25 protein-coding genes and 3 tRNA genes are annotated in these 26,984 nt (G+C 65.9%); 25 read left to right on the plus strand and 3 right to left on the minus strand.

The features are described from left to right. Positions 1–31: 31 nt before the first annotated feature. The 3 genes from FRZ61_RS08920 to rlmB all read right to left on the minus strand — a co-directional run bounded on the left by FRZ61_RS08920 (position 32) and on the right by rlmB (position 3,215). Positions 32–1,621 carry an ABC transporter substrate-binding protein gene (locus tag FRZ61_RS08920; protein WP_151116727.1) on the minus strand — a complete coding sequence of 530 codons (1,590 nt, stop codon included), beginning with the start codon at positions 1,619–1,621 and terminating at the stop codon, positions 32–34. A 318-nt stretch (positions 1,622–1,939) separates the two neighbouring features. Further along, the gene (locus tag FRZ61_RS08925; protein ID WP_151116729.1) at positions 1,940–2,425 is read right to left on the minus strand and encodes an EF-hand domain-containing protein; all 486 of its coding nucleotides are present in this window, start codon (positions 2,423–2,425) and stop codon (positions 1,940–1,942) included. A 55-nt stretch (positions 2,426–2,480) separates the two neighbouring features. Further along, on the minus strand, positions 2,481–3,215 hold the full coding sequence (gene rlmB / locus FRZ61_RS08930) for a 23S rRNA (guanosine(2251)-2'-O)-methyltransferase RlmB (protein ID WP_263641766.1): 735 nt from the start codon (positions 3,213–3,215) through the stop codon (positions 2,481–2,483). A gap of 411 nt (positions 3,216–3,626) precedes the next feature. Here rlmB and FRZ61_RS08935 point away from each other — a divergent pair. The 25 genes from FRZ61_RS08935 to rplP all read left to right on the plus strand — a co-directional run bounded on the left by FRZ61_RS08935 (position 3,627) and on the right by rplP (position 26,983). Next, positions 3,627–3,712: transfer RNA gene (locus FRZ61_RS08935), tRNA-Tyr, on the plus strand. A 76-nt stretch (positions 3,713–3,788) separates the two neighbouring features. Further along, positions 3,789–3,862 (plus strand) — tRNA-Gly (locus FRZ61_RS08940). A gap of 131 nt (positions 3,863–3,993) precedes the next feature. After that, entirely contained in the window at positions 3,994–5,184 is a 1,191-nt protein-coding gene (gene tuf, locus FRZ61_RS08945) for an elongation factor Tu (RefSeq protein WP_151116732.1), read from the plus strand. 89 nt (positions 5,185–5,273) lie between these two features. Further along, positions 5,274–5,350: transfer RNA gene (locus tag FRZ61_RS08950), tRNA-Trp, on the plus strand. Positions 5,351–5,400: 50 nt separating this feature from the next. Continuing rightward, positions 5,401–5,598: a preprotein translocase subunit SecE gene (secE, locus tag FRZ61_RS08955; protein WP_151116734.1), complete on the plus strand. Its 198-nt coding sequence runs from the start codon at positions 5,401–5,403 to the stop codon at positions 5,596–5,598. A gap of 3 nt (positions 5,599–5,601) precedes the next feature. Next, entirely contained in the window at positions 5,602–6,129 is a 528-nt protein-coding gene (gene nusG / locus FRZ61_RS08960) for a transcription termination/antitermination protein NusG (protein ID WP_151116736.1), read from the plus strand. A gap of 182 nt (positions 6,130–6,311) precedes the next feature. Then, a complete protein-coding gene (rplK, locus tag FRZ61_RS08965; RefSeq protein ID WP_151116738.1) occupies positions 6,312–6,740 on the plus strand; it encodes a 50S ribosomal protein L11 in 429 nt (142 codons plus the stop codon). Between the two features lie 3 nt (positions 6,741–6,743). Continuing rightward, entirely contained in the window at positions 6,744–7,436 is a 693-nt protein-coding gene (rplA, locus tag FRZ61_RS08970) for a 50S ribosomal protein L1 (protein ID WP_151116740.1), read from the plus strand. A gap of 426 nt (positions 7,437–7,862) precedes the next feature. After that, positions 7,863–8,384, plus strand: coding sequence for a 50S ribosomal protein L10 (rplJ, locus tag FRZ61_RS08975; RefSeq protein ID WP_151116742.1), 522 nt, complete (start codon positions 7,863–7,865; stop codon positions 8,382–8,384). A gap of 54 nt (positions 8,385–8,438) precedes the next feature. Continuing rightward, on the plus strand, positions 8,439–8,816 hold the full coding sequence (rplL, locus tag FRZ61_RS08980) for a 50S ribosomal protein L7/L12 (protein ID WP_151116744.1): 378 nt from the start codon (positions 8,439–8,441) through the stop codon (positions 8,814–8,816). A gap of 280 nt (positions 8,817–9,096) precedes the next feature. After that, entirely contained in the window at positions 9,097–13,260 is a 4,164-nt protein-coding gene (rpoB, locus tag FRZ61_RS08985) for a DNA-directed RNA polymerase subunit beta (protein ID WP_151116746.1), read from the plus strand. A gap of 14 nt (positions 13,261–13,274) precedes the next feature. Then, the gene (gene rpoC / locus FRZ61_RS08990) at positions 13,275–17,441 is read left to right on the plus strand and encodes a DNA-directed RNA polymerase subunit beta' (RefSeq protein WP_151116748.1); all 4,167 of its coding nucleotides are present in this window, start codon (positions 13,275–13,277) and stop codon (positions 17,439–17,441) included. Between the two features lie 655 nt (positions 17,442–18,096). Continuing rightward, entirely contained in the window at positions 18,097–18,468 is a 372-nt protein-coding gene (gene rpsL / locus FRZ61_RS08995; protein ID WP_151116751.1) for a 30S ribosomal protein S12, read from the plus strand. Positions 18,469–18,487: 19 nt separating this feature from the next. Next, complete coding sequence (gene rpsG / locus FRZ61_RS09000) at positions 18,488–18,958, plus strand: 30S ribosomal protein S7 (RefSeq protein ID WP_151116753.1); 471 nt, start codon at positions 18,488–18,490, stop codon at positions 18,956–18,958. 39 nt (positions 18,959–18,997) lie between these two features. Further along, positions 18,998–21,073, plus strand: a complete 2,076-nt coding sequence (fusA, locus tag FRZ61_RS09005) for an elongation factor G (protein WP_151116755.1) — start codon at positions 18,998–19,000, stop codon at positions 21,071–21,073. A 52-nt stretch (positions 21,074–21,125) separates the two neighbouring features. Further along, complete coding sequence (gene tuf / locus FRZ61_RS09010) at positions 21,126–22,316, plus strand: elongation factor Tu (protein ID WP_151116732.1); 1,191 nt, start codon at positions 21,126–21,128, stop codon at positions 22,314–22,316. Positions 22,317–22,343: 27 nt separating this feature from the next. Beyond that, positions 22,344–22,658: a 30S ribosomal protein S10 gene (gene rpsJ / locus FRZ61_RS09015; protein ID WP_151116757.1), complete on the plus strand. Its 315-nt coding sequence runs from the start codon at positions 22,344–22,346 to the stop codon at positions 22,656–22,658. Positions 22,659–22,683: 25 nt separating this feature from the next. After that, a complete protein-coding gene (rplC, locus tag FRZ61_RS09020) occupies positions 22,684–23,388 on the plus strand; it encodes a 50S ribosomal protein L3 (RefSeq protein ID WP_151116759.1) in 705 nt (234 codons plus the stop codon). Positions 23,389–23,393: 5 nt separating this feature from the next. Then, on the plus strand, positions 23,394–24,014 hold the full coding sequence (gene rplD, locus FRZ61_RS09025) for a 50S ribosomal protein L4 (RefSeq protein ID WP_151116763.1): 621 nt from the start codon (positions 23,394–23,396) through the stop codon (positions 24,012–24,014). Next, positions 24,011–24,343: a 50S ribosomal protein L23 gene (locus tag FRZ61_RS09030; RefSeq protein WP_151116765.1), complete on the plus strand. Its 333-nt coding sequence runs from the start codon at positions 24,011–24,013 to the stop codon at positions 24,341–24,343. Before rplD ends, FRZ61_RS09030 begins: the two co-directional genes overlap by 4 nt. 3 nt (positions 24,344–24,346) lie before the next feature. Continuing rightward, positions 24,347–25,168, plus strand: coding sequence for a 50S ribosomal protein L2 (rplB, locus tag FRZ61_RS09035; RefSeq protein ID WP_151116767.1), 822 nt, complete (start codon positions 24,347–24,349; stop codon positions 25,166–25,168). 14 nt (positions 25,169–25,182) lie between these two features. After that, entirely contained in the window at positions 25,183–25,464 is a 282-nt protein-coding gene (gene rpsS, locus FRZ61_RS09040; protein WP_151116769.1) for a 30S ribosomal protein S19, read from the plus strand. A gap of 7 nt (positions 25,465–25,471) precedes the next feature. Then, positions 25,472–25,852: a 50S ribosomal protein L22 gene (gene rplV, locus FRZ61_RS09045; RefSeq protein ID WP_151116776.1), complete on the plus strand. Its 381-nt coding sequence runs from the start codon at positions 25,472–25,474 to the stop codon at positions 25,850–25,852. 1 nt (position 25,853) lies between these two features. Next, on the plus strand, positions 25,854–26,531 hold the full coding sequence (gene rpsC, locus FRZ61_RS09050) for a 30S ribosomal protein S3 (protein ID WP_151116779.1): 678 nt from the start codon (positions 25,854–25,856) through the stop codon (positions 26,529–26,531). A 32-nt stretch (positions 26,532–26,563) separates the two neighbouring features. Beyond that, complete coding sequence (rplP, locus tag FRZ61_RS09055; protein WP_151116781.1) at positions 26,564–26,983, plus strand: 50S ribosomal protein L16; 420 nt, start codon at positions 26,564–26,566, stop codon at positions 26,981–26,983. Position 26,984: the final 1 nt, after the last annotated feature.

Below are 26,984 nucleotides of genomic sequence, written 5' to 3' on the forward strand. Positions count from 1 at the left end.
ACATCGATCGGCGGCTCTTATCGGTCCGCCGTCATTCCTTGCTCACGCCGACATAGAGCGTGGTCTCCGCCGACGGGCCCAGATAGAAGTTCTTGACCTTGGGCAGGAGGGCAGCGACCTGGACCTCCTGATACAGCATGGCGAAGGGCGAGATCGGCTGCCATGCCTTGATCAGGTCCTGATAGCCGGCCTTGCGCTTGGCTTCGTCGCGTTCCATCAGCAGGGCCTGGGCCTTGGCCGTCAGGTCCGGATCGATCCAGCTGTTGCGCCAGGAGAGCGGCTTGCTCGCGGGCTCGTCCGAATTGTCGGTGTTGACCACGAACACCATGTTCGTGTTCGGATCGAAATAGTCGACGCCCCAGGTTCCGAGATAGAGGTCGTGCTTGCGGGCGCGGTAGGCGGTCAGCGCGGTCTTGGCATCCTCCGAGAGGATCTTCAGCTTGATGCCGACCTGGGCCATCGTCCCTTGCAGGCTCTGGGCGATGTCCATGCGCTCCTGGAAGGTCGAGGCGAGATCGACCGACAGCTCGAAGCCGTCGGCATAGCCGGCCTCGGCCAGCAGCGACTTGGCCTTGGCGATGTCGAGCTTGTAGGGGTTGGAGTCGACATAACCCAGGAAGCTGCTGGGCAGGAAGGTCTGGTTGGTGACATAGCGCTCGCGCAGCGCCGTCTTCTCCAGCCCCTGATAGTCGACCAGATAGCGGATCGCCTCGCGTACCTTGGGATTGGCCAGATACTTGTTCTTCAGGTTCAGGCCGATATAGAGGCTGGTGCTCTGGGCGGTCGAGGTCACCTCGAAGCCGCCCTTCTGGCGCAGCCCGTCGAGCTGGTCGGCCGAGAGGTTGCGGGCGATGTCGACATCGCCCGATTCCAGCAGCAGGCGCTGCGCCGATTCCTCGGCGATGTTACGCCAGACGACCCGCTTCAGCTTCGGCGCGCCGCCGTAGTAATCGGGGTTCGCCTCGATCACGAGCGTCTCGTCGGGCTTCCAGCTCTTGAGGATGAAGGGACCGGAGCCGGCCGAGTTGGTCTTGAGCCAGCCATTGCCCCAGTCGTTGTTGGTCTCGTGGTTCTTGAGCAGCTTGCTGTCGACGATGGCGAAGTTCGAGGCCGACAGCACGTTGATCACGTAGGAGGGGGCGTAGGGCTTGTCGACCTTGAGCTGGAAGGTCAGGTCGTCCACGGCCTTCAGCGTGTCCTTCGCGTTGTCCGCGGAAATGCCCAGATCCTGGATCAGGAAGGCCGGCGCCAGGTTGAGCACCGTCATGCGCTGGAACGAATAGACGACGTCGGCGGCGGTGAGCGGATTGCCGCTGTGGAACTTCTGGCCGGGGCGCAGCTTGAAGGTATAGGTCAGGCCGTCGTCGGAGACCGACCAGCTCTCGGCCGCGCGCGGGACGATATGCGAGGTGTCGTGCGGATCGATGGAGATCAGGGTCACATAGACATTGCCCACGAACTCGTAGGTCGAGATCTCGTACATCTCCGCAGGGTCCAGCGAGATGATGTCGTCGAACCGCCAGGCCTCGATCAGCGTGTCCTTCGGTGTCTCCGCATGAACGACCGGCGCGCCCAGGGCCAACCCCGCCCCGATCGCCAACGCCGCAAGCAGCTTCTTCATGATGATGTCCTTCCCATCGGCGCTCGTTTTTTCATTCAACCTTCCCGGGAGCGGAGCCTGCCCGCCGGGAATTCCTTTCAGGCACCGGAGATGAGCGCATGTAACCCCGATGAGGCTCAAGAGGAATTATGCGGGGAAGGAGGGCTCATTCGGCGGAGCGAGGCAGCGCGAACCGTCCCTGCGGCCGCACCCTCCCGACGGAGGCGCCACTGAACCGAGGCGGCATCCGCGATTCAAGAAAGGAAGATTGCCCGGTCGCGCGAGATTATCTTTCGCGCGAGCTCATGCGGTCCGTCGATCGAGAGCCTCGGTCGGGCGTCAGCAGCCTTTCGGCATCGGCTTGTTGCGCACCGTGGCGGCGAACTCGGGCCAGGACATCTGGCCGTCGCAGTTCGCATCCATATCGTCGAACTGCTTGCGCCGCGGCGCCTCGAACTCCTCCGGAGTCAGGCTGCCGTCCTGGTTCTTGTCGAGGCTGGCGAAGCGCGTGGTTTCCTTGGCGAGCTTGTCGGGCTTGCTCTGGACCTCGGCCGTGAACTCATCGAGCGACAGCTGGCCGTTCTTGTCGGCGTCGAGCTGGGCGAAGCGGCTGCGCTGCTTGACCGAGAATTCCTCGTAGGAGATGACGCGGTCGTTGTTGGTGTCGAAGGGCTTGAAGAAGCCGTCGATCATCTCGTCGCTGGCGCCGGGGGCGATGATCTTGTCCTGGGCCAGCACGGAGAGGCCGTTCAGCAGCAGCATCCCGCCCGCGACCGCGAAGCTCAGCACGAGGACGGCGGCGGTGGTCACGGATCTGATCTTCATGGTCCTGCTGTTCCCTGTCGGCCCTTGAGCGCGGGTTCCCCGGCCAAGAAGCCGGTCAGCGAGGCTGCCGATGCTGGCGGGCCCATTCGTAGAGCGCAATCGCGGCGGCGTTGGACACGTTGAGTTGATCGATCGGCCCCCCGGTCGGCAGGCGGAGCAGGAGGTCGCAGCCCTCGCGCGTCAGGCGGCGCATCCCCTGGCCTTCGGAGCCCAGCACCAGCGCCACCCGGTCCGCGAGCTTGGCCTCGGGCAGGCTGTCGGGCGCATCGGCCGCAAAACCCAGGCACCAAATATTGGCCTTTTTAAGAAGCTCGAGCGCCCGGGCCAGGTTGGCGACCCGCACCAGGGGCACCACGTCCAGCGCCCCGCTGGCGGATTTGGCCAGGGTGCCGGTCTCGGGCGCCGCATGGCGCTCGGTCACGATCACGGCGCTGGCGCCGAAGGCCGCGGCCGAGCGCAGGATGGCGCCGACATTATGGGGGTCGCTGACCTGGTCCAGCACGACCAGGAGCGCGGGGGCGTTCGGGTCGAGGTCGGCCGTCAGGTCCTCGAGCGCGATATAAGGCAAGGGCTCGACCCGGGCGGCGACGCCTTGATGGACGGCGCCCGCCGGCAGGAGCCTCCCGATGGCGTCCTTGTCCATCGATTCCGGGGTGGGCAGGGGACGGGGCCGGGCGGACCGGTCGATGCCCTCGAACAGCTCGCCGGCCAGCTCCCGGATCACCAGGATCCGGTGGATATGACGGCGGGGGTTGGCCAGGGCAGCCCTGACCGCATGCAGCCCGAACAGCCAGAAACCGCTGGTTCCGGCGCGTTCGGGCGGCGGGCGGCGGGGGCGGTCGCGCTCGGGTTCAGGGGCGAGGGGGCCGGGGGCCGGCCCGGCGGGCCGGCGCGGCGAGTCGGCCCCGCGCCCTCCCGGCGATCGGCCGGGCTTCGTGCCCGAGGGCGGCGGCGCGGCCGAGGAACGGTCGGTTTCGGGGCGACGGTTTGAAGCAGAGCGGGATTGCGGGAAACGCGGCTTGCCTTTGCGCATGGCCCTGATTACATTGCCTTCCACAATTCGGCTACCAAGATCCGCCCTCGACCGTTGCCTCTGTGGTGTGGAACGGACGACGGGGCGCTTTTCGTGTGTTTAGACGTTGACAAGCTGCTGTAAATCCACATAGTTCGCAACTCCGTCGCGCGACCGGAAAGGGCGTACGGAGGGGTGCCCGAGTGGCTAAAGGGGACGGGCTGTAAACCCGTTGGCGTCAGCCTACGTAGGTTCGAATCCTACCCCCTCCACCATCCTCTTCGGCCACGTGAGCGGTGACGCGAGCGCTTTTGAAGGTTCACAGCAGTCCATGGAATCGAGCGGTACAGCGCGGGTGTAGCTCAATGGTAGAGCTCCAGCCTTCCAAGCTGGCTACGCGGGTTCGATTCCCGTCACCCGCTCCAAACCACGACGATCAGGCGCAAGGGTCGAAGCCCGTCCGGGGGCTCTAAACCGGCAGAAGCAAGAACAGGCGTCGGGCCCGCTGAGGGCCGATGCCACCAGACAAGGCTCAAGTCAGCAGGAACCGACCACGATGGCGAAGGCGAAATTCGAGCGGAACAAGCCGCACTGCAACATTGGGACGATCGGTCACGTCGACCACGGGAAGACGTCATTGACGGCGGCGATCACGAAGGTGCTGGCGGAGACGGGCGGGGCGACGTTCATGGCCTACGACCAGATCGACAAGGCGCCTGAGGAGAAGGCGCGCGGGATCACGATCAACACGGCGCATGTGGAGTATGAGACGAAGGCTCGCCACTACGCGCATGTGGACTGCCCGGGTCATGCGGACTATGTGAAGAACATGATCACGGGAGCCGCGCAGATGGACGGCGCGATCCTGGTGGTCTCGGCGGCGGATGGTCCGATGCCGCAGACGCGCGAGCATATCCTTTTGGCGCGCCAGGTCGGCGTTCCGGCGCTGGTTGTGTTCCTGAACAAGTGCGACATGGTGGACGACCCCGAGCTCCTGGAGCTGGTGGAGCTGGAGGTTCGCGAGCTGCTGACGTCGTACAACTTCCCTGGCGACAAGATCCCGATGGTTCGGGGCTCGGCGCTGTGCGCGCTGGAGGGCCGGGAGCCGGCGCTGGGTCATGACGCGATCCTGAAGCTGATGCAGGCGGTGGACAGCTACATTCCGCAGCCTGAGCGCGCGAAGGACCGTCCGTTCCTGATGCCGATCGAGGACGTATTCTCGATCTCGGGCCGCGGGACGGTGGTGACGGGCCGCATCGAGCGCGGGTCGGTGAAGGTCGGCGACGAGGTCGAGATCGTGGGCCTGCGTCCGACGACGAAGACGGTGGTGACGGGCGTCGAGATGTTCCGCAAGCTGCTGGACTACGGAGAGGCTGGCGACAACATCGGGGCGCTGCTGCGCGGGACGAAGCGCGAGGAAGTGGAGCGCGGCCAGGTTCTGTCGAAGCCGGGCTCGATCACGCCGCACACGAAGTTCAAGGCGGAGGCCTACATTCTGACGAAGGAGGAGGGCGGTCGTCATACGCCGTTCTTCTCGAACTATCGCCCGCAGTTCTACTTCCGGACGACGGACGTGACGGGGACGATCGTTCTGCCGCAGGGCACGGAGATGGTGATGCCGGGCGACAACATCGCGATGGAGGTGCATCTGATCGCGCCGATCGCGATGGACGAGGGCCTGCGCTTCGCCATCCGCGAGGGCGGCCGCACGGTCGGCGCCGGCGTCGTCGCATCCATCATCGAGTAGACGGTTTTAGGAGCAGGACTGGAGCCGCAAGCGGGGGACGGCAGCCGCGACTGTCGGGCCGGTGCTTCGGGATCGGCCCCTCGGGTCTTAGGAGTGTAGCTCAATTGGCTAGAGCACCGGTCTCCAAAACCGGGGGTTGGGGGTTCGAGTCCCTCCACTCCTGCCACCGCCCGCTCTGACGGGCACCGCGATCGGTTCAGGGTTTGAATGGAAGGCATGGCGAAGATCAACCCGTTGGAGTTTGCCCGGCAAGTGCGCCAGGAAGTCGGCAAGGTCACTTGGCCGACCCGCAAGGAGACCGGAATCACCACGGCGATGGTGTTCCTGATGGTGGTTCTGGCCGCCGTCTTCTTCTTCCTCGTGGACCAGGTGCTGTCGCTGCTGATGCGCTACGTGATCGGGTTGGGGAGCTGAGTGATGGCCCAGCGTTGGTACGTGGTGCATGTCTATTCGGGGTTCGAGCGCAAGGTCGCGCAGTCGATCCGCGAGCAGGCGCAGCAGGCGGGCATGACGGAGATCGCGGAGGTGCTGGTGCCGACCGAAGAGGTCGTCGAGGTGCGCCGCGGCTCCAAGGTCAATGCCGAGCGCAAGTTCTTCCCCGGCTACGTGCTGGTGAAGATGGAGATGACCGACGAGAGCTGGCACCTGGTGAAGAACACGCCGAAGGTGACCGGTTTCCTCGGCGGCAAGGGTCGTCCGTCGCCGATCTCGGATGCGGAGGCGGAGCGGATCCAGAACCAGGTGAAGGAAGGCGTGGAGCGCCCGAAACGGGCCGTGATCTTCGAGGTGGGCGAGCAGGTCCGCGTCGCGGACGGCCCCTTCACCTCGTTCAACGGGCTGGTGGAGGAAGTGGACGAAGAGCGCGGCCGCCTCAAGGTCGCCGTGTCGATCTTCGGCCGCGCCACGCCGGTCGAGCTCGAATACTCGCAGGTCGAGAAGCTCTGAGCTTCTTGCGTCCGGCGAGGATGGCGCCGCAGCGCGGACGGATGTCCGGTTGCGGCTTCGGTGCGGGAGGCCTGGCCAGGGCCGATCAACCGCGCGCCTTGGGGACCCGATCGGGGTCCGACGGATCCGCCGACGGTTTGCGGCGGGCCTGCAGCGATGCGGGAGAGAGCTGAGGTAGGAACATGGCAAAGAAGATCGAAGGCTATATCAAGCTGCAGATCCCGGCCGGGAAGGCGAATCCCTCGCCGCCGGTGGGTCCGGCGCTGGGCCAGCGCGGCCTGAACATCATGGAGTTCTGCAAGCAGTTCAACGCGGCGACGCAGGGCATGGAAGCGGGAATGCCGATCCCGGTGATCATCACCGCGTTCTCGGACCGCTCCTTCACCTTCGTCACCAAGACCCCGCCCGCGAGCTACTTCCTGCTCAAGGCGGCCGGCATCGAGAAGGGCGCCCAGACCACGGGGCGCGGCTTCGTCGGCAAGGTGACGATGGCGCAGGTCCGCAAGATCGCCGAGCAGAAGATGAAGGATCTCAACGCGCATGACGTCGATGCGGCCGCCCAGATGATCAAGGGCACCGCGCGTTCGATGGGCATCGAGGTGGTGGGGTAAGCCATGGCAACCGGAAAGAGACTGCGCAAGGCTTACGAGGGCATCAACCGCGACGCCTTCTACAGCGTCGCCGACGCCGTGAAGATCATCAAGACGAACGCGACGGCGAAGTTCGACGAGACCATCGAGATTTCGCTGAACCTCGGCATCGATCCGCGTCACGCCGACCAGAACGTGCGCGGCGTCGTGCAGCTGCCGCACGGCACCGGCAAGTCGCTGCGCGTGGCCGTGTTCGCCAAGGGCGACAAGGCCAAGATCGCCAAGGATGCGGGCGCCGACATCGTCGGCGCCGAAGATCTGGCGGAGAAGGTCAATGCCGGTCAGATCGAGTTCGACCGCGTCATCGCCACGCCGGACATGATGGCGCTGGTGGGCCGTCTCGGTAAGGTGCTGGGCCCGCGCGGCCTGATGCCGAACCCGAAGCTCGGCACCGTCACCAACGACGTGGCCGAGGCGGTCAAGGCGACCAAGGGCGGCCAGGTCGAGTTCCGCGCCGAGAAGTCGGGGCTGATCCATGCCGGCATCGGCAAGGCCAGCTTCAGCGAGGCGGCGATCGCAGACAACGTGAAGGCCTTCGTGGGCGCGATCAACCGCGCCAAGCCGGCCGGGGCCAAGGGCACCTTCCTCAAGAGGGTGTCGCTGAGCTCGACCATGGGCCCGGGCGTGAAGCTCGACGTGGCGACGGTCGTCGGCTGAGTTTTCCCGGACCGCCGGATCGCTCCCCCGAGGAGCGGCCCGGCGGTCCGGATCTGAATACGGCGACCCGGTCCCTTCGCGGGGAGCGGGAAGCCGGACAGGCCGGGGGAGATCCTTCGGGATCGAAGCCGGCCGCACCTGTCCGAGACTGCAGGTGCCCGGAAGCCGCTCTCTCAAGGAGCGACGGAAGGGCTTAATCCGGTGGGACTGGTTCCCACGCCCTGCATAGACGGGAGATCGAGTTTCAGAGCGGTGGTGCGGACAGTCCCGTCGGGTCGTCCCTGCCTTCCGTTTCTGGGCTTGAGCTTCTGGGACAGGCCGAACCGGACGTCCGGGGACGCCAAGTCGCCGGAGGTCCATCGAGCAACCGGGGCTCGAGGGCCGATCGCGAGATCGGATCCAAGGGCCCCAAAGCGGAGACGATCAGTGGACCGATCCGAAAAACTGGAGCTGATCACCTCGCTGCACAACACGCTGAAGGACGCCGAGCTGGTCGTGGTGACACGCCAGACCGGTCTGACCGTGGCCGAGTCCACGGACCTTCGGCGCAAGATGCGTGCAGCCGGTGCCGGCTTCCGCGTGGCCAAGAATCGGCTCGCTCGTCGCGCTCTAGAAGGCACCAAATTCACGGGCCTGTCTGGAATGCTCACCGGAACCACGGCGCTTGCCTATTCCAAGGATCCGGTGGCAGCGGCGAAGGTGGCGACCACCTTCGCCAAGGACAACGAGAAGCTCACCATCGTGGGCGGCGTCATGGGCAACCAGGTCCTCGATCCCGAAGGGATCAAGGCCCTCGCCAGCCTGCCGTCGCTCGACGAGCTTCGCGCCAAGATCCTCGGCATGCTGCAGACCCCGGCGACGCGCGTCGCCTCGGTCCTCGCGGCCCCTGCCGGCCAGCTGGCTCGCGTCTTCAATGCCTATGCGACGAAAGAGGGCGGCGCGTCGTGACGCGCGGCTCCGAGCCGAACCCAGAAAAGCGTTCAAGCCTTAGGAGAAGTTAAAATGGCTGATCTGCAGAAGTTGGTCGACGAACTGTCGAAGCTCACCGTCCTCGAGGCGGCCGAGCTGTCGAAGAAGCTGGAAGAGGCGTGGGGCGTCTCGGCGGCGGCACCGGTTGCGGTGGCGGCTGCCGGCGGCGCTGCCGCGGCTGCGGCTCCGGCCGCCGAGCAGACCGAGTTCTCGGTCATTCTCGTCGACGGCGGCGACAAGAAGATCAACGTGATTAAGGAAGTCCGCGCCATCACCAGCCTCGGCCTCAAGGAGGCCAAGGACCTCGTCGAGGGTGCGCCCAAGACGGTGAAGGACGGCGTGCCGAAGGCGGAAGCCGAGGCGATGAAGAAGAAGCTCGAGGAAGCCGGCGCGAAGGTCCAGCTGAAGTAGTCGGACCGGTCGCGACGCCGGATTTCCGGCAGCGAACGACAAGGCCGCCGTTTCCAGACCCCGCGAAGGTTTCGGAAACGGCGGCCGCGTCGCCCGCGAGCCCCAGAGATCCGACAGCGAATTTGGGATCGCCGCATCCCCGAGAGATCGAAACGCGGCGACGGGCACGGGGCCCGGGCGGAAGGCGCAAGGCGCCGATGACCGCGAGAAACCCGCCGGTGGGAGCCCCAGGAGCTCCTTGGCCCAGTTGACGGGCATGACGCGCGAGGCGAGGACAGCAATGACCAATTCCTTCACGGGACGTAAGCGGATCCGCAAGTCGTTCGGCCGCATTCCGGAGATCACCCGGATGCCGAACCTGATCGAGGTGCAGAAGAGCTCCTACGATCATTTCCTGCAGATCGGCGTTACCCCGGAGCAGCGCGTGAGCGTCGGCCTCCAGGAGGTGTTCCGGTCGGTGTTCCCGATCAAGGACTTCTCCGAGCGGTCGGAGCTGCAGTTCGTGCGCTACGAGCTCGAGGAGCCGAAATACGACGTCGAGGAGTGCCAGCAGCGCGGCATGACCTTCGCGGCCCCGCTCAAGGTCACCCTGCGTCTCGTCGTCTGGGACGTGGACGAGGAGACCGGCGCCCGCTCGATCCGCGACATCAAGGAGCAGGACGTCTATATGGGCGACATGCCGCTCATGACGGCGAACGGCACCTTCATCGTCAACGGCACCGAGCGCGTGATCGTCAGCCAGATGCACCGTTCGCCGGGCGTCTTCTTCGATCACGACAAGGGCAAGACCCATTCCTCGGGCAAGTATCTGTTCGCGGCCCGCGTCATCCCCTATCGCGGCTCCTGGCTCGATTTCGAGTTCGACGCCAAGGACCTCGTCTATGTCCGCATCGACCGCCGCCGCAAGCTGCCGGTAACGACGCTGTTCATGGCGCTCGCCGGCCAGAACGTCGTGCAGAAGATCCGCAAGGGCGAGGACATCACCGAGGAGGACCGCCGTTTCGGCGGCATGTCGGCCGAGGAGATCCTGGCCTTCTTCTATGGCCAGACCACCTACAACCGCACCAAGAAGGGCTGGCAGACGACGTTCGATCCGGAACGGATGAAGGGCGTCAAGCTCGCCCACGACCTGATCGACGCCAAGACCGGCAAGGCGGTGGCCGAGGCCGGCACCAAGATGTCGCCGCGCCTGGCGAAGAAGCTCCAGGAGGCGGGCCTCAAGGAGCAGCTCGTGCCGGTGGAGGATCTGGTCGGGCGCTATGTCGCCGCGGATCTCATCAACGAGAAGACCGGCGAGATCTTCATCGAGGCCGGCCACGAGCTGACCGAGAAGCTGGTGGCCGAGCTGGAGCAGGCCGGCATCAACGCGATCCCGGTGCTGGCGATCGACCATGTCAATGTCGGTCCCTACATCCGCAACACGCTGATGGCCGACAAGAATAATTCGCGCGAGGAAGCGCTGATCGACATCTACCGCGTCATGCGTCCGGGCGAGCCGCCGACGCTGGACACGGCCGAGGTGCTGTTCCAGGGCCTGTTCTTCGATTCCGAGCGCTACGACCTTTCGGCCGTGGGCCGCGTGAAGATGAACTCGCGCCTGAGCCTCACCACCGAGGATACCGTGCGGGTGTTGCGCAAGGATGACATCCTGCAGATCGTTCGCATGCTGGTCGAGCTCAAGGACGGCCGCGGCGAGATCGACGATATCGACCATCTCGGCAACCGCCGCGTCCGCTCGGTGGGCGAGCTGCTGGAGAACCAGTATCGCATCGGCCTGCTGCGCATGGAGCGCGCGATCCGCGAGCGCATGAGCTCGGTCGAGATCGATTCGGTGATGCCGCACGACCTGATCAACGCCAAGCCGGCGGCGGCCGCGGTGCGCGAGTTCTTCGGTTCCTCGCAGCTCTCGCAGTTCATGGACCAGACCAATCCGCTCTCCGAGATCACGCACAAGCGGCGTCTCTCGGCGCTGGGGCCGGGCGGCCTGACGCGCGAGCGCGCGGGCTTCGAGGTGCGCGACGTGCACCCGACGCATTACGGCCGCATCTGCCCGATCGAGACGCCGGAAGGCCCGAATATCGGCCTGATCAACAGCCTCGCCACCTATGCCCGCATCAACCAGTACGGCTTCATCGAGAGCCCGTACCGCAAGGTCGAGAAGGCGCATGTGACGAAGGACGTGGCGTACCTGTCGGCGATGGAGGAGGGCAAATACACGATCGCCCAGGCCAACGCCGAGCTCGACGCCAAGGGCAAGTTCATCTCCGACCTGATCTCCTGCCGGCGCGGCGGCGACTTCGTCATGGCGCGCCCGGAGGACATCGACTACATGGACGTGTCGCCCAAGCAGCTCGTGTCCGTGGCCGCGGCGCTCATCCCGTTCCTCGAGAACGACGACGCCAACCGCGCGCTGATGGGCTCGAACATGCAGCGCCAGGCGGTTCCGCTCCTGCGCGCCGAGGCGCCGCTGGTCGGCACCGGCATGGAGGAGACGGTGGCCCGCGATTCGGGCGTCGCCATCGCCGCCAAGCGGTCGGGCATCGTCGACCAGATCGACGCGACCCGCATCGTCATCCGGGCGACCGAGGAGACGCGCGCCGAGGCCCCGGGCGTCGACATCTACAACCTGCTGAAGTTCCAGCGCTCGAACCAGAACACCTGCATCAACCAGCGTCCGCTGGTGAAGGTGGGCGACGTGGTGAAGGCCGGCGACATCATCGCCGACGGCCCCTCCACCGACCTCGGCGAGCTGGCGCTCGGCCGCAACGTGCTCTGCGCCTTCATGCCCTGGCAGGGCTACAACTTCGAGGACTCGATCCTGATCTCCGAGCGGATCGTCAGCGACGACGTCTTCACCTCGATCCATATCGAGGAATTCGAGGTGATGGCCCGCGACACCAAGCTGGGCCAGGAAGAGATCACCCGCGACATCCCGAACGTCGGCGAAGAGGCTCTGAAGAACCTCGACGAGGCGGGCATCGTCTATATCGGTGCCGAGGTGAAGCCGGGCGACATCCTGGTGGGCAAGGTGACGCCGAAGGGCGAATCGCCGATGACGCCGGAAGAGAAGCTCCTGCGCGCCATCTTCGGCGAGAAGGCCTCGGACGTGCGCGACACCTCGCTGCGGCTGCCGCCGGGCGTCTCGGGCACCATCGTCGAGGTCCGCGTCTTCTCGCGGCGCGGCGTCGACAAGGACGAGCGCGCGCTCGCGATCGAGCGGGCCGAGATCGAGCGCTTGGCCAAGGACCGCGACGACGAGAAGGCGATCCTGGAGCGGAGCTTCCATAACCGCCTCCACGAGCTGCTGCTGAACCAGGTCGTGGTCACGGGGCCGAAGAACCTGAAGCCGGAGACCAAGCTCACCGACAAGATCCTGGCCGAGCTGACCCACCACAACTGGCGTCAGATCACGGTGAAGGCCGACAAGCGCATGGCCGACATCGAGGCCTTGAAGAAGCAATTCCAGGAGCAGATCGACGCGCTCTCGGCCCGCTTCGAGAACAAGGTCGAGAAGCTGCAGCGCGGCGACGAGCTGCCGCCGGGCGTGATGAAGATGGTCAAGGTGTTCGTCGCGGTGAAGCGCAAGCTGCAGCCGGGCGACAAGATGGCCGGCCGCCACGGCAACAAGGGCGTCATCTCCAAGATCGTGCCCATCGAGGACATGCCCTATCTCGAGGACGGCACCCAGGTCGACATCGTGCTGAACCCGCTGGGCGTGCCCAGCCGCATGAATGTCGGCCAGATCCTGGAGACCCATCTGGGCTGGGCCTGCGCCAATCTCGGGCGCCAGGTCAGCCAGATGCTCGACCGTGTGGTGCAGTCCGGCAAGGTTGCCGACCTGCGCAAGGACCTGAAGGATATCTATGGCGAGGCCGTCTACAAGCAGGAGATCGGCAGCCTGGACGACGCCCAGGTGGTCGAGCTCGCCAGCCATCTGAAGGACGGCGTGCCGATCGCCTCGCCCGTGTTCGATGGCGCGCGCGAAGACGACATCGTGAAGATGCTGAAGGAAGCCGGTCTCGACTCCTCCGGCCAGGTCACCCTGGTCGACGGGCGCACCGGCGAGCCCTTCGAGCGGAAGGTCACGGTCGGCTACATCTACATGCTGAAGCTGCATCACCTGGTGGACGACAAGATCCACGCCCGGTCGATCGGCCCCTACAGCCTGGTCACCCAGCAGCCGCTGGGCGGCAAGGCCCAGTTCGGCGGCCAGCGCTTCGGCGAAATGGAGGTGTGGGCGCTCGAAGCCTACGGTGCGGCCTACACCCTGCAGGAGATGCTCACGGTCAAGTCCGACGACGTCTCCGGCCGCGCCAAGGTCTACGAGGCGATCGTCCGCGGCGACGACAATTTCGAGGCGGGCATTCCCGAATCCTTCAACGTGCTCGTCAAGGAACTCCGTTCGCTCGGCCTCAATGTCGAGCTCAATCAGCGTAGCTATTAAGTAAGGAGCGTTCGATGAACGAGCTGCTCAACGTCGTTACCCAGGTCACCACGCCGCAAAGCTTCGACGAGATCCGCATCTCGATCGCCAGCCCGGAGCGCATCCGCTCCTGGTCCTACGGCGAGATCAAGAAGCCGGAGACCATCAACTACCGGACCTTCAAGCCGGAGCGCGACGGCCTGTTCTGCGCCCGCATCTTCGGGCCGATCAAGGACTACGAGTGCTTGTGCGGCAAGTACAAGCGCATGAAGTATCGCGGCATCATCTGCGAGAAGTGCGGCGTCGAGGTCACGCTCTCGAAGGTGCGCCGCGAGCGCATGGGCCATATCGAGCTGGCCTCGCCGGTCGCCCATATCTGGTTCCTGAAGTCGCTGCCGAGCCGCATCGGTTTGCTGCTCGACATGACGCTGAAGGAGCTGGAGCGGATCCTCTATTTCGAGAACTTCGTGGTGGTCGAGCCGGGCTTGACCCCGCTCAAGCGCCATCAGCTGCTCTCGGAAGAGCAGTATCTGAACGCGCAGGACGAGTTCGGCGAGGAGGCCTTCCAGGCCAATATCGGCGCCGAGGCGCTCCGCACCATGCTCGAGGCGATCGACCTCGAGCAGGAGCGGGTCACCATGATGGCCGACCTCAAGGACACGACCTCCGAGGCCAAGCGCAAGAAGCTGGTGAAGCGGCTGAAGCTGGTCGAGGCCTTCCTCGAATCCGGCAGCCATCCCTCCTGGATGATCCTCGAGGTCATCCCGGTGATCCCGCCCGAGCTGCGCCCCCTGGTGCCGCTCGACGGCGGCCGCTTCGCGACCTCGGACCTCAATGACCTCTATCGCCGCGTCATCAACCGCAACAACCGCCTGAAGCGGCTGATCGAGTTGCGCGCGCCCGACATCATCGTGCGCAACGAGAAGCGCATGCTGCAGGAGGCGGTCGACGCGCTCTTCGACAACGGCCGGCGCGGTCGCGTCATCACCGGCGCCAACAAGCGCCCGCTGAAGTCGCTCTCCGACATGCTCAAGGGCAAGCAGGGCCGGTTCCGCCAGAACCTGCTCGGCAAGCGCGTCGACTATTCGGGCCGCTCGGTGATCGTGGTCGGGCCTGAGCTCAAGCTGCATCAGTGCGGCCTGCCGAAGAAGATGGCGCTCGAGCTGTTCAAGCCCTTCATCTACTCCAAGCTCGAGCTCTACGGCATGGCCTCGACCATCAAGGCCGCCAAGCGCATGGTCGAGAAGGAGCGGCCGGAAGTCTGGGACATCCTCGAGGAGGTCATCCGCGAGCATCCGGTGCTGCTGAACCGCGCGCCGACGCTGCACCGCCTCGGCATCCAGGCCTTCGAGCCGGTGCTGATCGAGGGCAAGGCGATCCAGCTCCATCCGCTGGTCTGCACCGCCTTCAACGCCGACTTCGACGGCGACCAGATGGCGGTCCATGTGCCGCTCTCGCTGGAAGCCCAGCTCGAGGCGCGCGTGCTCATGATGTCGACCAACAACATCCTGAGCCCCGCGAACGGCAAGCCGATCATCGTGCCGTCTCAGGACATCGTGCTCGGCCTCTACTACCTGACGATGGAAGGCAAGGGCGAGCCGGGCGAAGGCATGGCGTTCGGCACGATCGCCGAGATCGAGCATGCGCTGGCCCACAAGGTGATCACGCTGCACACGCCGATCAAGGCGCGCTGCAGCTGGATCGGCACGGACGGCGAGCCGGTCACCAAGGTGATCGCCACCACGCCGGGCCGCATGCTGCTGTCGCAGATCCTGCCGCGTCATCCGAACGTGCCGATCGACCTGGTCAATCGCCTTCTCACCAAGAAGGAGATCACCAACGTCATCGACATCGTCTACCGCCATTGCGGCCAGAAGGAGACGGTCATCTTCGCCGACCGGCTCATGGGCATGGGCTTCTACCACGCCTGCCGCGCGGGCATGTCGTTCGGCAAGGACGACCTGATCATCCCGAGAGACAAGGAGAAGCTGGTCGCCGACGCCCATAAGAAGGTGAAGGAGTACGAGCAGCAGTATCTCGACGGCCTGATCACCCAGGGCGAGAAATACAACAAGGTCGTCGATGCCTGGTCGCAGTGCACCGAACGCGTGGCCGACGCGATGATGAAGGTCATGCAGGAGAAGTCGACCGGCCGCGACATCAACTCGGTCTTCATGATGGCCCATTCGGGCGCCCGCGGCTCGGCGGCGCAGATCAAGCAGCTCGCCGGCATGCGCGGCCTGATGGCCAAGCCGTCGGGCGAGATCATCGAGACGCCGATCATCTCGAACTTCAAGGAAGGCCTGACGGTGCTCGAGTATTTCAACTCGACGCACGGCGCCCGCAAGGGCCTGGCCGACACCGCGCTCAAGACGGCGAACTCGGGCTATCTGACCCGCCGCCTGGTCGACGTCGCCCAGGACTGCATCATCACCGAGGAGGATTGCGGCACCACCCGCGGCCTCACGGTGAAGGCCGTGGTCGAGGGCGGCGAGGTGATCGCGCCCTTGGCCGAGCGCATCCTGGGACGCACCTCGTCCGTGGACGTGAAGGATCCGCTCACCGACAAGACCCTGGTCGCGGCGGGCGAGCTGATCGACGAGGACAAGGTCGACGTGATCGATCGGGCCGGCATCGACACGGTGCTGATCCGTTCGGTCCTGACCTGCCAGACCGAGGTCGGCGTCTGCGGCAAGTGCTACGGGCGCGATCTCGCCCGCGGCACGACCGTGAACATCGGCGAGGCGGTCGGCGTCATCGCCGCCCAGTCGATCGGCGAGCCAGGCACCCAGCTCACCATGCGCACCTTCCATATCGGCGGCGCGGCGCAGCGCGGCGCCGAGCAGTCGAGCGTGGAGGCGGCGTTCGAGGCCAAGGTCGAGATCAAGAATCTCAACGTGGTCAAGAACAGCCAGAGCATCCCGATCGTGATGGGTCGCAACTGCGAGATCGTGCTGCGCGACGAGGCCAACCGCGAGAAGGCCCGCCATCGCATCCCCTACGGCGCCAAGCTCCTGGTGGATGACGGGGTGAAGGTCGCGAAGGGCACGAAGCTCGCCGAGTGGGATCCCTACACGCTGCCGATCATCACCGAGCGCGACGGCATCGCCAACTATGTCGACCTAGTCGACGGCGTGTCGATGCGCGAGGTGCTCGACGAGACGACCGGCATCTCCAGCCGCGTGGTCGTGGACTGGAAGCAGCAGCCGCGCGGTAACGAGCTGAAGCCGCGCATCACGCTGCGCGACGAGAAGGGCGAGGTCATCACGCTGCCCAACGGCATCGAGGCGCGCTACTTCCTCTCGGTCGACGCGATCCTGTCGATCGAGAACGGCGCCCATGTGAAGGCGGGCGACGTGCTGGCCCGCATCCCGCGTGAATCCTCCAAGACCCGCGACATCACCGGCGGTCTGCCGCGCGTGGCCGAGTTGTTCGAGGCTCGCAAGCCGAAGGACTACGCGATCATCAGCGACATCGCCGGCCGCGTGGAGTTCGGCAAGGACTACAAGACCAAGCGCCGGATCCTGGTGGTGCCGGAGGAGGGCGATCGCCAGCCCGTCGAATACCTGATCCCGAAGGGCAAGCATATCAGCGTCCAGGAAGGCGACTATGTGCAGCGCGGCGACCTGCTGATGGACGGCAACCCCGTGCCGCACGACATCCTGAACGTGCTGGGCGTCGAGGCCCTCGCGAACTACCTGATCAAGGAGATCCAGGAGGTCTATCGGCTGCAGGGCGTGAAGATCAACGACAAGCACATCGAGGTGATCGTCCGCCAGATGCTGCAGAAGGTCGAGATCACCGAGCCCGGCGACACGACCTTCCTGGTCGGCGAGCAGATCGATCGCGCGGAGTTCGAGATCGTCAACCACAAGGCCGAGCAGGAGAACGGGCGTCCGGCGAGGTGCATGCCGGTGCTGCAGGGCATCACCAAGGCCAGCCTGCAGACCAACTCCTTCATCTCGGCGGCCTCCTTCCAGGAGACCACCCGCGTGCTCACCGAGGCCGCCGTCTCCGGTCGCGTCGACCAGCTGACCGGCCTCAAGGAGAACGTGATCGTGGGCCGTCTGATCCCGGCTGGCACCGGCGCCGTCATGAACCGGCTGCGCCAGCTGGCCGCCGACCGCGACCGGGCGCTCACGGCCGCCCAGGCCCAGCCGGCGCTGCCGGCCGCCAACGAGGGGCAGTCGGAAGTCGCCTGATCTCGAGTCCGTGCGGTGGCTTCAGGCCCCCGCTCGAGCGAGAGCTGAAGATCGAAGGGGCCCGTCTTCCGGAAGGAAGGCGGGCCCCGTCCTTTTCGGGGTGCGACAGAGCGCCCGGAACGACTGTCCTGCGCCATTTGCATGGATTCCGGCCATCTCGGCGCCTCGTGCAAGGGTGGCCGGGGAGAATCACATTCAATATATTGATTCAGAACTGAAATTTATGACTGCCACCGCGGCCGAGGCCGCCTCGGCGACGCGGAAGGCGCTCCCGGGCGGCGGCGGCGGCGCGAAGCGCTCCTGTGGATGAAACCGGGCGCCCGGGGCTGAAACCCGCAGAAACCCTCGGTTAATTGAAAATTGCCCGCCCCGCGCCCAGGCCCCGGCAACCGCCCGCAATGCAATGAATTCTCTTGCTGTTTCGCGCTTGACGGGGGGGAGGTCGATTCATATTATCCGCGCGCCTTCCGGGGCTGGTGGTAGACCTGCAAACGGTCTAGACGCAGCGCCGCCGAAAAGCACGAACGACACACATAGGTCGCCGAGCGGGGCCATGCCCCTGGCGACTATTTTTCTGGCCGCACGAGCCGAAGCGTTTTGGCTCGGCGCGGTCGTTTGCATCGCGGTTTTGCAACCGTACGAGGACCTATAGCCGATGCCGACGATCAATCAGTTGATCAACAGCCCGCGTCGCCCGGTCGCCGCCCGCAACAAGGTGCCGGCGCTGAATTCGAGCCCGCAGAAGCGCGGCGTCTGCACGCGCGTCTACACCACGACGCCGAAGAAGCCGAACTCGGCGCTGCGCAAGGTCGCGCGCGTGCGGCTCACCAACGGCTACGAGGTCACGAGCTACATCCCCGGCGAAGGCCACAATCTGCAGGAGCATTCGGTCGTCATGATCCGTGGCGGCCGCGTGAAGGACCTGCCGGGCGTTCGCTACCACATCATCCGCGGCACGCTCGACACCCAGGGCGTGAAGGACCGCCGCCAGCGCCGTTCGAAGTACGGCGCCAAGCGGCCGAAGTGATCTAAGGAGCGTCGATCCGATGTCCCGTCGTCATGCTGCCGAGAAGCGCGAAGTCCTGCCGGACGCCAAGTTCGGCGACGTCGTCATCACGAAGTTCATGAACTCGCTGATGTATGCGGGCAAGAAGTCGGTCGCCGAGCTGACCGTCTATGGCGCGCTCGAGCAGGTCGAGAAGAAGTCCAAGGGCGATCCGGTGAAGGTGTTCCGCGACGCGCTCGACAACGTGAAGCCGCACCTCGAGGTGCGCTCGCGGCGCGTCGGCGGCGCCACCTACCAGGTTCCGGTCGAGGTCCGTCCGGAGCGCGCCCAGGCGCTGGCGATCCGCTGGATCATCCAGACCGCGCGCGGCCGCTCCGAGACCACGATGACCGACCGCCTCTCGGCCGAGCTGCTCGACGCCGCCAACAACCGCGGCGCCTCGGTGAAGAAGCGCGAAGACACGCACAAGATGGCCGAGGCCAACAAGGCCTTCTCGCACTACCGCTGGTAACCCAGGCGATAGCGAAAGAGTTCGAGGACACCCGATATCATGGCGCGCACAACTCCGCTCGATCGGTACCGAAACATCGGCATCATGGCTCACATCGATGCCGGCAAGACCACCACGACCGAGCGCATCCTCTATTATACCGGCCGGTCCTATAAGATCGGCGAAGTCCATGAAGGCACCGCCACCATGGACTGGATGGAGCAGGAGCAGGAGCGCGGCATCACCATCACCTCGGCCGCCACGACCTGCTTCTGGCGCGACCATCGCATCAACATCATCGACACCCCGGGCCATGTCGACTTCACCATCGAGGTCGAGCGGTCCTTGCGCGTGCTGGACGGCGCCTGCACGGTGTTCGACGGCGTCGCCGGCGTCGAGCCGCAGTCCGAGACGGTGTGGCGCCAGGCCGACAAGTACGGCGTGCCGCGCATGTGCTTCGTCAACAAGATGGACCGCGTCGGCGCGGACTTCTATCGCTGCGTGCAGATGATCATCGACCGCCTCGGCGCGAATCCGGTGGTCCTGCAGCTGCCGATCGGCATCGAAAGCGATTTCGTCGGCGTCGTCGATCTGGTGCGCATGAAGAGCGTCGTCTGGAAGGATGAGTCGCTCGGCGCCGAGTTCGTCGTGGGCGATATCCCGGCCGACATGAAGGCGAAGGCGGAGGAGTATCGCCACAAGCTGATCGAGAGCGTGGTCGAGCTCGACGAGGCCGTCCTCGAGGCCTATCTCGACGGCAAGGTGCCCGACGAAGCCACCATCAAGCGGCTGGTCCGCAAGGGCACCATCGCCAGCACGCATATTCCGGTCATCTGCGGCAGCGCCTTCAAGAACAAGGGCGTGCAGCTGCTGCTCGACGCCGTGGTCGACTTCCTGCCGGCCCCGACCGACGTGCCGGACGTGGTCGGCGTGAAGCCGGACAGCGACGAGCCGCTCAGCCGCAAGAGCTCGGACGACGAGCCCTTCTCGGGCCTCGCCTTCAAGATCATGACCGATCCGTTCGTCGGCTCGCTCACCTTCGTGCGCATCTATTCGGGCGTGCTGGCCGCGGGCCAGCAGGTGCTGAACACCGTGAAGGGCGACAAGGAGCGGTGCGGGCGCATGCTGCAGATGCATGCGAACCATCGCGAGGACATCAAGGAAGCGCGCGCCGGCGACATCGTCGCGCTGGCGGGCCTGAAGGGCACCACCACCGGCGACACGCTCTGCGATCCGGCCAATCCGATCGTGCTGGAGCGCATGGAGTTCCCCGAGCCGGTCATCGAGGTCGCGGTCGAGCCCAAGACCAAGGGCGACCAGGAGAAGATGGGCATGGCGCTCAACCGCCTGGCCCAGGAAGACCCGTCCTTCCGCGTGTCGAGCGACGCCGAGAGCGGCCAGACCATCATCAAGGGCATGGGCGAGCTGCATCTCGAGATCATCGTCGACCGCATGAAGCGCGAGTTCAAGGTCGAGGCCAACGTCGGCGCGCCGCAGGTGGCCTATCGCGAGACGATCTCCAAGACCATCGAGCAGGACTACACCCACAAGAAGCAGACCGGCGGCTCGGGCCAGTTCGCCCGCGTCAAGATCCGCTTCGAGCCGCTGCCCCCGGGCGGCGGGTTCGAGTTCGAGAACGACGTGGTCGGCGGCGCGGTTCCGCGCGAGTTCGTGCCGGGCGTCGAGAAGGGCCTCAAGGCCGCGAAGGAATCCGGCGTGATCGCCGGCTTCCCGATGATCGACTTCAAGGCGACGCTGATCGACGGCGCCTATCACGACGTCGACTCCAACGTGCTCACCTTCGACATCGCCGCGCGCGCCTGCTACCGCGAGGGCATTCCGAAGGCGGGCCCCAAGCTTCTCGAGCCGATCATGAAGGTTGAGGTGGTGACGCCCGAGGACTACATGGGCGACGTCATCGGCGACCTGAACAGCCGGCGCGGCCAGGTGCAGGGCATGGATTCACGCGGCAATGCGCGCGTGATCACCGCCATGGTGCCGCTGGCCAACATGTTCGGCTACGTGAACACGCTGCGTTCGATGTCCCAGGGCCGGGCGCAGTACAGCATGCATTTCGACCACTACGAGCAGGTGCCTCAGGCGGTTGCCGACGAAGTCCGCGCCAAGATGGCGTGATTTCGGAAGCGATCGACAGAGCAGCCCGCAAGCAGAAGACGGAGTAAGGACCATGGCGAAGGCGAAATTCGAGCGGAACAAGCCGCACTGCAACATTGGGACGATCGGTCACGTCGACCACGGGAAGACGTCATTGACGGCGGCGATCACGAAGGTGCTGGCGGAGACGGGCGGGGCGACGTTCATGGCCTACGACCAGATCGACAAGGCGCCTGAGGAGAAGGCGCGCGGGATCACGATCAACACGGCGCATGTGGAGTATGAGACGAAGGCTCGCCACTACGCGCATGTGGACTGCCCGGGTCATGCGGACTATGTGAAGAACATGATCACGGGAGCCGCGCAGATGGACGGCGCGATCCTGGTGGTCTCGGCGGCGGATGGTCCGATGCCGCAGACGCGCGAGCATATCCTTTTGGCGCGCCAGGTCGGCGTTCCGGCGCTGGTTGTGTTCCTGAACAAGTGCGACATGGTGGACGACCCCGAGCTCCTGGAGCTGGTGGAGCTGGAGGTTCGCGAGCTGCTGACGTCGTACAACTTCCCTGGCGACAAGATCCCGATGGTTCGGGGCTCGGCGCTGTGCGCGCTGGAGGGCCGGGAGCCGGCGCTGGGTCATGACGCGATCCTGAAGCTGATGCAGGCGGTGGACAGCTACATTCCGCAGCCTGAGCGCGCGAAGGACCGTCCGTTCCTGATGCCGATCGAGGACGTATTCTCGATCTCGGGCCGCGGGACGGTGGTGACGGGCCGCATCGAGCGCGGGTCGGTGAAGGTCGGCGACGAGGTCGAGATCGTGGGCCTGCGTCCGACGACGAAGACGGTGGTGACGGGCGTCGAGATGTTCCGCAAGCTGCTGGACTACGGAGAGGCTGGCGACAACATCGGGGCGCTGCTGCGCGGGACGAAGCGCGAGGAAGTGGAGCGCGGCCAGGTTCTGTCGAAGCCGGGCTCGATCACGCCGCACACGAAGTTCAAGGCGGAGGCCTACATTCTGACGAAGGAGGAGGGCGGTCGTCATACGCCGTTCTTCTCGAACTATCGCCCGCAGTTCTACTTCCGGACGACGGACGTGACGGGGACGATCGTTCTGCCGCAGGGCACGGAGATGGTGATGCCGGGCGACAACATCGCGATGGAGGTGCATCTGATCGCGCCGATCGCGATGGACGAGGGCCTGCGCTTCGCCATCCGCGAGGGCGGCCGCACGGTCGGCGCCGGCGTCGTCGCATCCATCATCGAGTAAGCGGCACCGGCAGCAGGGACCCAGACCATGGAAAACCAAAATATCCGGATCCGCCTGAAGGCGTTCGATCACCGCGTGCTCGATCAGTCGACCGGCGAGATCGTCAACACGGCCAAGCGCACCGGCGCCCAGGTGCGCGGGCCGATCCCGCTGCCGACGCGCATCGAGCGCGTGACGGTGCTGCGTTCGCCGCACGTGGACAAGAAGAGCCGCGAGCAGTTCGAGATCCGGACGCACAAGCGGCTGCTCGATATCGTCGATCCGACCCCGCAGACGGTGGATGCGCTCATGAAGCTCGAGCTCGCCGCCGGCGTGGACGTCGAGATCAAGTTGAAGAACTAGTCCAGGCATGTCCGGGAGTGGAACCATGCGTTCCGGTTTGATCGCACAGAAGCTGGGCATGACCCGCGTCTTCAATGAAGAAGGCGCGCATGTGCCGGTGACCGTGCTGAAGATGGAAGGCTGCCAGGTCGTGGCGGTGAAGACCGCCGAGCGCGACGGCTATACCGCCGTTCAGCTCGGGATCGGCAGCCCGAAGGTGAAGAACCTGACCAAGGCCCAGCGCGGCCATTTCGCCAAGGCCAAGGTCGAGCCCAAGCGCAAGCTCGCGGAATTCCGCGTCGAGCCGAAGGCGCTGCTCGAGGTGGGGGCCGAGTTCTCGGCCACGCATTTCGTGCCCGGCCAGTTCGTCGACGTGACCGGCACCAGCATCGGCAAGGGCTTCGCCGGCGCCATGAAGCGCTGGAACTTCGGCGGCCTGCGCGCGACGCACGGCGTGTCGATCTCGCATCGCAGCCACGGCTCCACCGGTAACCGCCAGGATCCGGGCCGCACCTTCCCGGGCAAGAAGATGGCGGGCCATCTGGGCGACGAGCGCGTGACGATCCTGAACCTGAAGGTCGTCTCGACCGACGCCGACCAGGGCCTGATCTATGTCGAGGGCGCGGTTCCCGGCGCCGAGGGCAGCTGGGTCATGCTGCGCGACGCGGTGAAGCGCAAGGCGCCGAAGGACCTGCCGTTCCCGGCGGGCCTCAAGACGGCTGCCGAGCCCGCGGCCGAGAAGAAGGAATAAGGGCGATGAAGCTTCCGCTCACCAGCCTGGACAACAAGAAGGTCGGCGAGATCGACCTTTCCGACGAGGTGTTCGGCCTGCCCGTGCGCCGCGACATCCTCGCGCGCGCGGTCAACTGGCAGCTCGCCAAGCGCCGCCAGGGCACGCACAAGACCAAGACCATCGGCGACGTCCAGGGCACGACCAAGAAGCCCTACAAGCAGAAGGGCACCGGCAGCGCCCGCCAGGGCTCGCTGCGCTCGCCGCAGTTCCGCGGCGGCGCGGTGATCTTCGGGCCCGTGGTGCGCAGCCACGAGCACGACCTGCCCAAGAAGGTCCGCAAGCTCGCGCTGAAGACGGCGCTCTCGAGCAAGCAGGCCGACGGCAAGCTGGTGGTCGTGGACAGCCTGGCCGCCGCCAAGGCGAAGACCAAGGAGCTGGCCGGCAAGCTCGGCAAGTTCGGCTGGCAGTCGGTTCTGCTGATCGACGGGCCCGCCGTGGACGACAATTTCCGCCGCGCGACCGCGAACATTCCCAACCTCGATCTGCTGCCGCAGCAGGGTGCGAATGTTTACGACATCCTGCGGCGCGACGTGCTGGTGCTGAGCAAGGCCGCCGTCGAGCATCTGGAGGCGCGACTGAAATGAGCAGAGCACGGCCGATCAAGCCGGTTGAGACCAAGCTCAGCCAGGCCCGCATGTACGAGCTGATCCGCTCGCCCGTGGTGACCGAGAAGTCCACGGCCGGGTCCGCGCACAGCCAGGTCACCTTCAAGGTGCCGCTGGACGCGACCAAGCCGGAGATCAAGGCCGCCGTCGAGGGCGTGTTCAAGGTCAAGGTGGTCGCGGTCAACACCCTGCGTCAGCTGGGCAAGACCAAGCGCTTCCGCGGCCGGCTCGGCTTCCGTTCCGACACCAAGAAAGCGATGGTCACCCTCGCCGAGGGCAACACCATCGACGTGACCTCGGGGGTCTAAGCGATGGCGCTCAAGACATACAAGCCGGTTACGCCCTCCACCCGCCAGCTGGTCATCGTCGACCGCAGCGAGCTGCACAAGGGCGACCCCGTGAAGGCGCTGACCGAGGGTCTGCGCAAGACGGGCGGCCGCAACAACACCGGCCGCATCACCTCGTTCCAGCGCGGCGGCGGCCACAAGCGCCGCTACCGCACGATCGACTTCAAGCGCCGCAAGTTCGACGTCGAGGCGACGGTGGAGCGGCTCGAGTACGACCCGAACCGCACCGCCTTCATCGCCCTCATCAAATACACCGACGGCGAGCTCGCCTACATCCTGGCGCCGCAGCGCCTGAAGGCGGGCGACGTGGTGGTGTCGGGCGAACGCGCGGACATCAAGCCGGGCAACGCGATGCCCCTCAAGAGCATCCCGGTCGGCACCATCGTCCATAACGTGGAGATGAAGCCGGGCCGCGGCGGCCAGATGGCGCGCGCCGCCGGCACCTTCGTCCAGCTCGTCGGCCGCGATGCCGGCGCCGCGCTCCTGCGCATGGCCTCGGGCGAGGTCCGCAAGGTCTCGAGCGAGTGCATGGCGACGATCGGCGCGGTTTCGAACCCGGACCAGCAGAACATCGTCATCGCCAAGGCCGGCCGCGCGCGCTGGCTGGGCCGCCGTCCGGTGGTCCGCGGCATCGCGATGAACCCGGTCGATCATCCGCATGGCGGTCGCACCAACGGCGGCATGGCCTGGGTCACCCCCTGGGGCATCTCCACCAAGGGCAAGAAGACGCGGCACAACAAGAAGACGGACGGCCAGATTCTGCGCCGCCGTCAGGTCAGCAAGTAAGGAGGGCGAAGCAAGTGGCTCGCTCCGTTTGGAAAGGTCCGTTCGTCGACGGCTATCTGCTGAAGAAGGCGGAGACCTCGCGCGCGTCCGGCCGCAACGAGGTCATCAAGACCTGGTCGCGTCGCTCGACCATCCTGCCGCAGTTCGTCGGCCTCACCTTCGGCGTCTACAACGGCAACAAGTTCCTGCCGGTGCTGGTGACCGAGAACATGATCGGCCACCGCTTCGGCGAGTTCGCGCCGACGCGCTTCTTCCACGGCCACACCGCGGCCGACAAGAAGGCCAAGAGGGAGTAACAGGGCGATGAGCAAGAAGGCACATCCCCGGCGGCTGGCCGAGACCGAGGCGAAGGCGGAGGCGCGGCTTCTGCGCACGAGCCCGCGCAAGCTGAACCTCGTGGCCCAGTCGATCCGCGGCAAGAGCGCCAGTGCTGCGCTGGCCGAGCTCACCTTCTCCAAGCGGCGCATCGCACGCGACGCGAAGAAGGTGCTGCAGGCGGCGATCGCCAATGCCGAGAACAACCACCAGCTGGACGTCGACCGCCTGGTCGTGGCCGAAGCCAGCGTGGGCCGGGGCTTCGTGATGCGCCGCTTCCATGCGCGCGCCCGCGGCCGCGCGGCCAAGGTCGAGAAGTGGTGGAGCAACTTCACCGTCGTCGTGCGCGAGAGCGAGGAGACCGCGTAATATGGGTCAGAAAGTCAATCCGATCGGGCTGCGCGTCGGCATCAACCGCACCTGGGATTCGCGCTGGTTCGCCGACGACGATTACGCGGCGCTGCTGCACGAGGATCTGCGCCTGAAGAAGTATCTTCAGAAGCGCCTCCTGCAGGCCGGCGTCAGCCGCATCGTCATCGAGCGTCCGAGCAAGCGCGCGCGCATCACGATCCACACCGCCCGTCCGGGCGTGGTGATCGGCAAGAAGGGCGCCGACGTCGAGAAGCTCCGCAGCGATCTCGCCAAGATGACGGGCAGCGAAGTCAGCCTGAACATCGTCGAGATCCGCAAGCCCGAGATCGACGCCAAGCTGGTGGCCGAGAACATCGCCCAGCAGCTCGAGCGCCGCGTCGCCTTCCGCCGCGCGATGAAGCGCGCCGTGCAGTCGGCGATGCGCCTGGGCGCCCAGGGCATCCGCATCACCTGCGCCGGCCGGCTGGGCGGCGCGGAGATCGCCCGCACGGAGTGGTATCGCGAGGGCCGGGTGCCGCTGCACACGCTGCGCGCCGACATCGATTTCGGCGAGGCGACGGCCATGACCACCTACGGCACCTGCGGCGTGAAGGTGTGGGTGTTCAAGGGCGAGATCATGGCTCACGACCCGATGGCGCAGGACAAGCGCGCCCTCGAGCAGCAGGTCGCGCGCTGAAGGCGGGAGCGAGAGAGTAGGGAGCGAGCATCATGCTTCAGCCGAAGCGAACCAAATACCGCAAGGCCCACAAGGGCCGCATTCACGGCAAGGCCAAGGCCGGGACCAACCTGGACTTCGGCCAGTACGGTCTGAAGGCGACCGAGCCCGGCCGCGTCACCGCGCGCCAGATCGAGGCCGCGCGCCGCGCCGTGACCCGCCACATGAAGCGCCTGGGCCGCATCTGGATCCGCGTGTTCCCGGACGTTCCGGTGTCGCGCAAGCCGGCCGAGGTCCGCATGGGCTCGGGCAAGGGCACGCCCGAATACTGGGTGGTCCGCATCCATCCCGGCCGCATCATGTTCGAGATCGACGGCGTGCCGAAGTCGCTGGCGGTCGAGGCGTTCGATCTGGCGGCGGCGAAGCTGCCGATCAAGACGCGCTTCGTGGCCCGTCTGGGCGAGGAGGGTTGAG

Source organism: Hypericibacter adhaerens (assembly GCF_008728835.1).
Classification (GTDB): domain Bacteria; phylum Pseudomonadota; class Alphaproteobacteria; order Dongiales; family Dongiaceae; genus Hypericibacter; species Hypericibacter adhaerens.

Excerpts from the sequence above, each read along its gene's own strand:
- FRZ61_RS08920 (WP_151116727.1), bottom strand. The coding sequence starts at position 1,621 with ATGAAGAAGCTGCTTGCGGCGTTGGCGATCGGGGCGGGGTTGGCCCTG.
- FRZ61_RS08925 (WP_151116729.1), bottom strand. The coding sequence starts at position 2,425 with ATGAAGATCAGATCCGTGACCACCGCCGCCGTCCTCGTGCTGAGCTTC.
- tuf (WP_151116732.1), top strand. The coding sequence starts at position 3,994 with ATGGCGAAGGCGAAATTCGAGCGGAACAAGCCGCACTGCAACATTGGG.
- secE (WP_151116734.1), top strand. The coding sequence starts at position 5,401 with ATGGCGAAGATCAACCCGTTGGAGTTTGCCCGGCAAGTGCGCCAGGAA.
- nusG (WP_151116736.1), top strand. The coding sequence starts at position 5,602 with ATGGCCCAGCGTTGGTACGTGGTGCATGTCTATTCGGGGTTCGAGCGC.
- rplK (WP_151116738.1), top strand. The coding sequence starts at position 6,312 with ATGGCAAAGAAGATCGAAGGCTATATCAAGCTGCAGATCCCGGCCGGG.
- rplA (WP_151116740.1), top strand. The coding sequence starts at position 6,744 with ATGGCAACCGGAAAGAGACTGCGCAAGGCTTACGAGGGCATCAACCGC.
- rplL (WP_151116744.1), top strand. The coding sequence starts at position 8,439 with ATGGCTGATCTGCAGAAGTTGGTCGACGAACTGTCGAAGCTCACCGTC.
- rpoB (WP_151116746.1), top strand. The coding sequence starts at position 9,097 with ATGACCAATTCCTTCACGGGACGTAAGCGGATCCGCAAGTCGTTCGGC.
- rpoC (WP_151116748.1), top strand. The coding sequence starts at position 13,275 with ATGAACGAGCTGCTCAACGTCGTTACCCAGGTCACCACGCCGCAAAGC.
- rpsL (WP_151116751.1), top strand. The coding sequence starts at position 18,097 with ATGCCGACGATCAATCAGTTGATCAACAGCCCGCGTCGCCCGGTCGCC.
- rpsG (WP_151116753.1), top strand. The coding sequence starts at position 18,488 with ATGTCCCGTCGTCATGCTGCCGAGAAGCGCGAAGTCCTGCCGGACGCC.
- fusA (WP_151116755.1), top strand. The coding sequence starts at position 18,998 with ATGGCGCGCACAACTCCGCTCGATCGGTACCGAAACATCGGCATCATG.
- tuf (WP_151116732.1), top strand. The coding sequence starts at position 21,126 with ATGGCGAAGGCGAAATTCGAGCGGAACAAGCCGCACTGCAACATTGGG.
- rpsJ (WP_151116757.1), top strand. The coding sequence starts at position 22,344 with ATGGAAAACCAAAATATCCGGATCCGCCTGAAGGCGTTCGATCACCGC.
- rplC (WP_151116759.1), top strand. The coding sequence starts at position 22,684 with ATGCGTTCCGGTTTGATCGCACAGAAGCTGGGCATGACCCGCGTCTTC.
- rplD (WP_151116763.1), top strand. The coding sequence starts at position 23,394 with ATGAAGCTTCCGCTCACCAGCCTGGACAACAAGAAGGTCGGCGAGATC.
- FRZ61_RS09030 (WP_151116765.1), top strand. The coding sequence starts at position 24,011 with ATGAGCAGAGCACGGCCGATCAAGCCGGTTGAGACCAAGCTCAGCCAG.
- rplB (WP_151116767.1), top strand. The coding sequence starts at position 24,347 with ATGGCGCTCAAGACATACAAGCCGGTTACGCCCTCCACCCGCCAGCTG.
- rplV (WP_151116776.1), top strand. The coding sequence starts at position 25,472 with ATGAGCAAGAAGGCACATCCCCGGCGGCTGGCCGAGACCGAGGCGAAG.
- rpsC (WP_151116779.1), top strand. The coding sequence starts at position 25,854 with ATGGGTCAGAAAGTCAATCCGATCGGGCTGCGCGTCGGCATCAACCGC.
- rplP (WP_151116781.1), top strand. The coding sequence starts at position 26,564 with ATGCTTCAGCCGAAGCGAACCAAATACCGCAAGGCCCACAAGGGCCGC.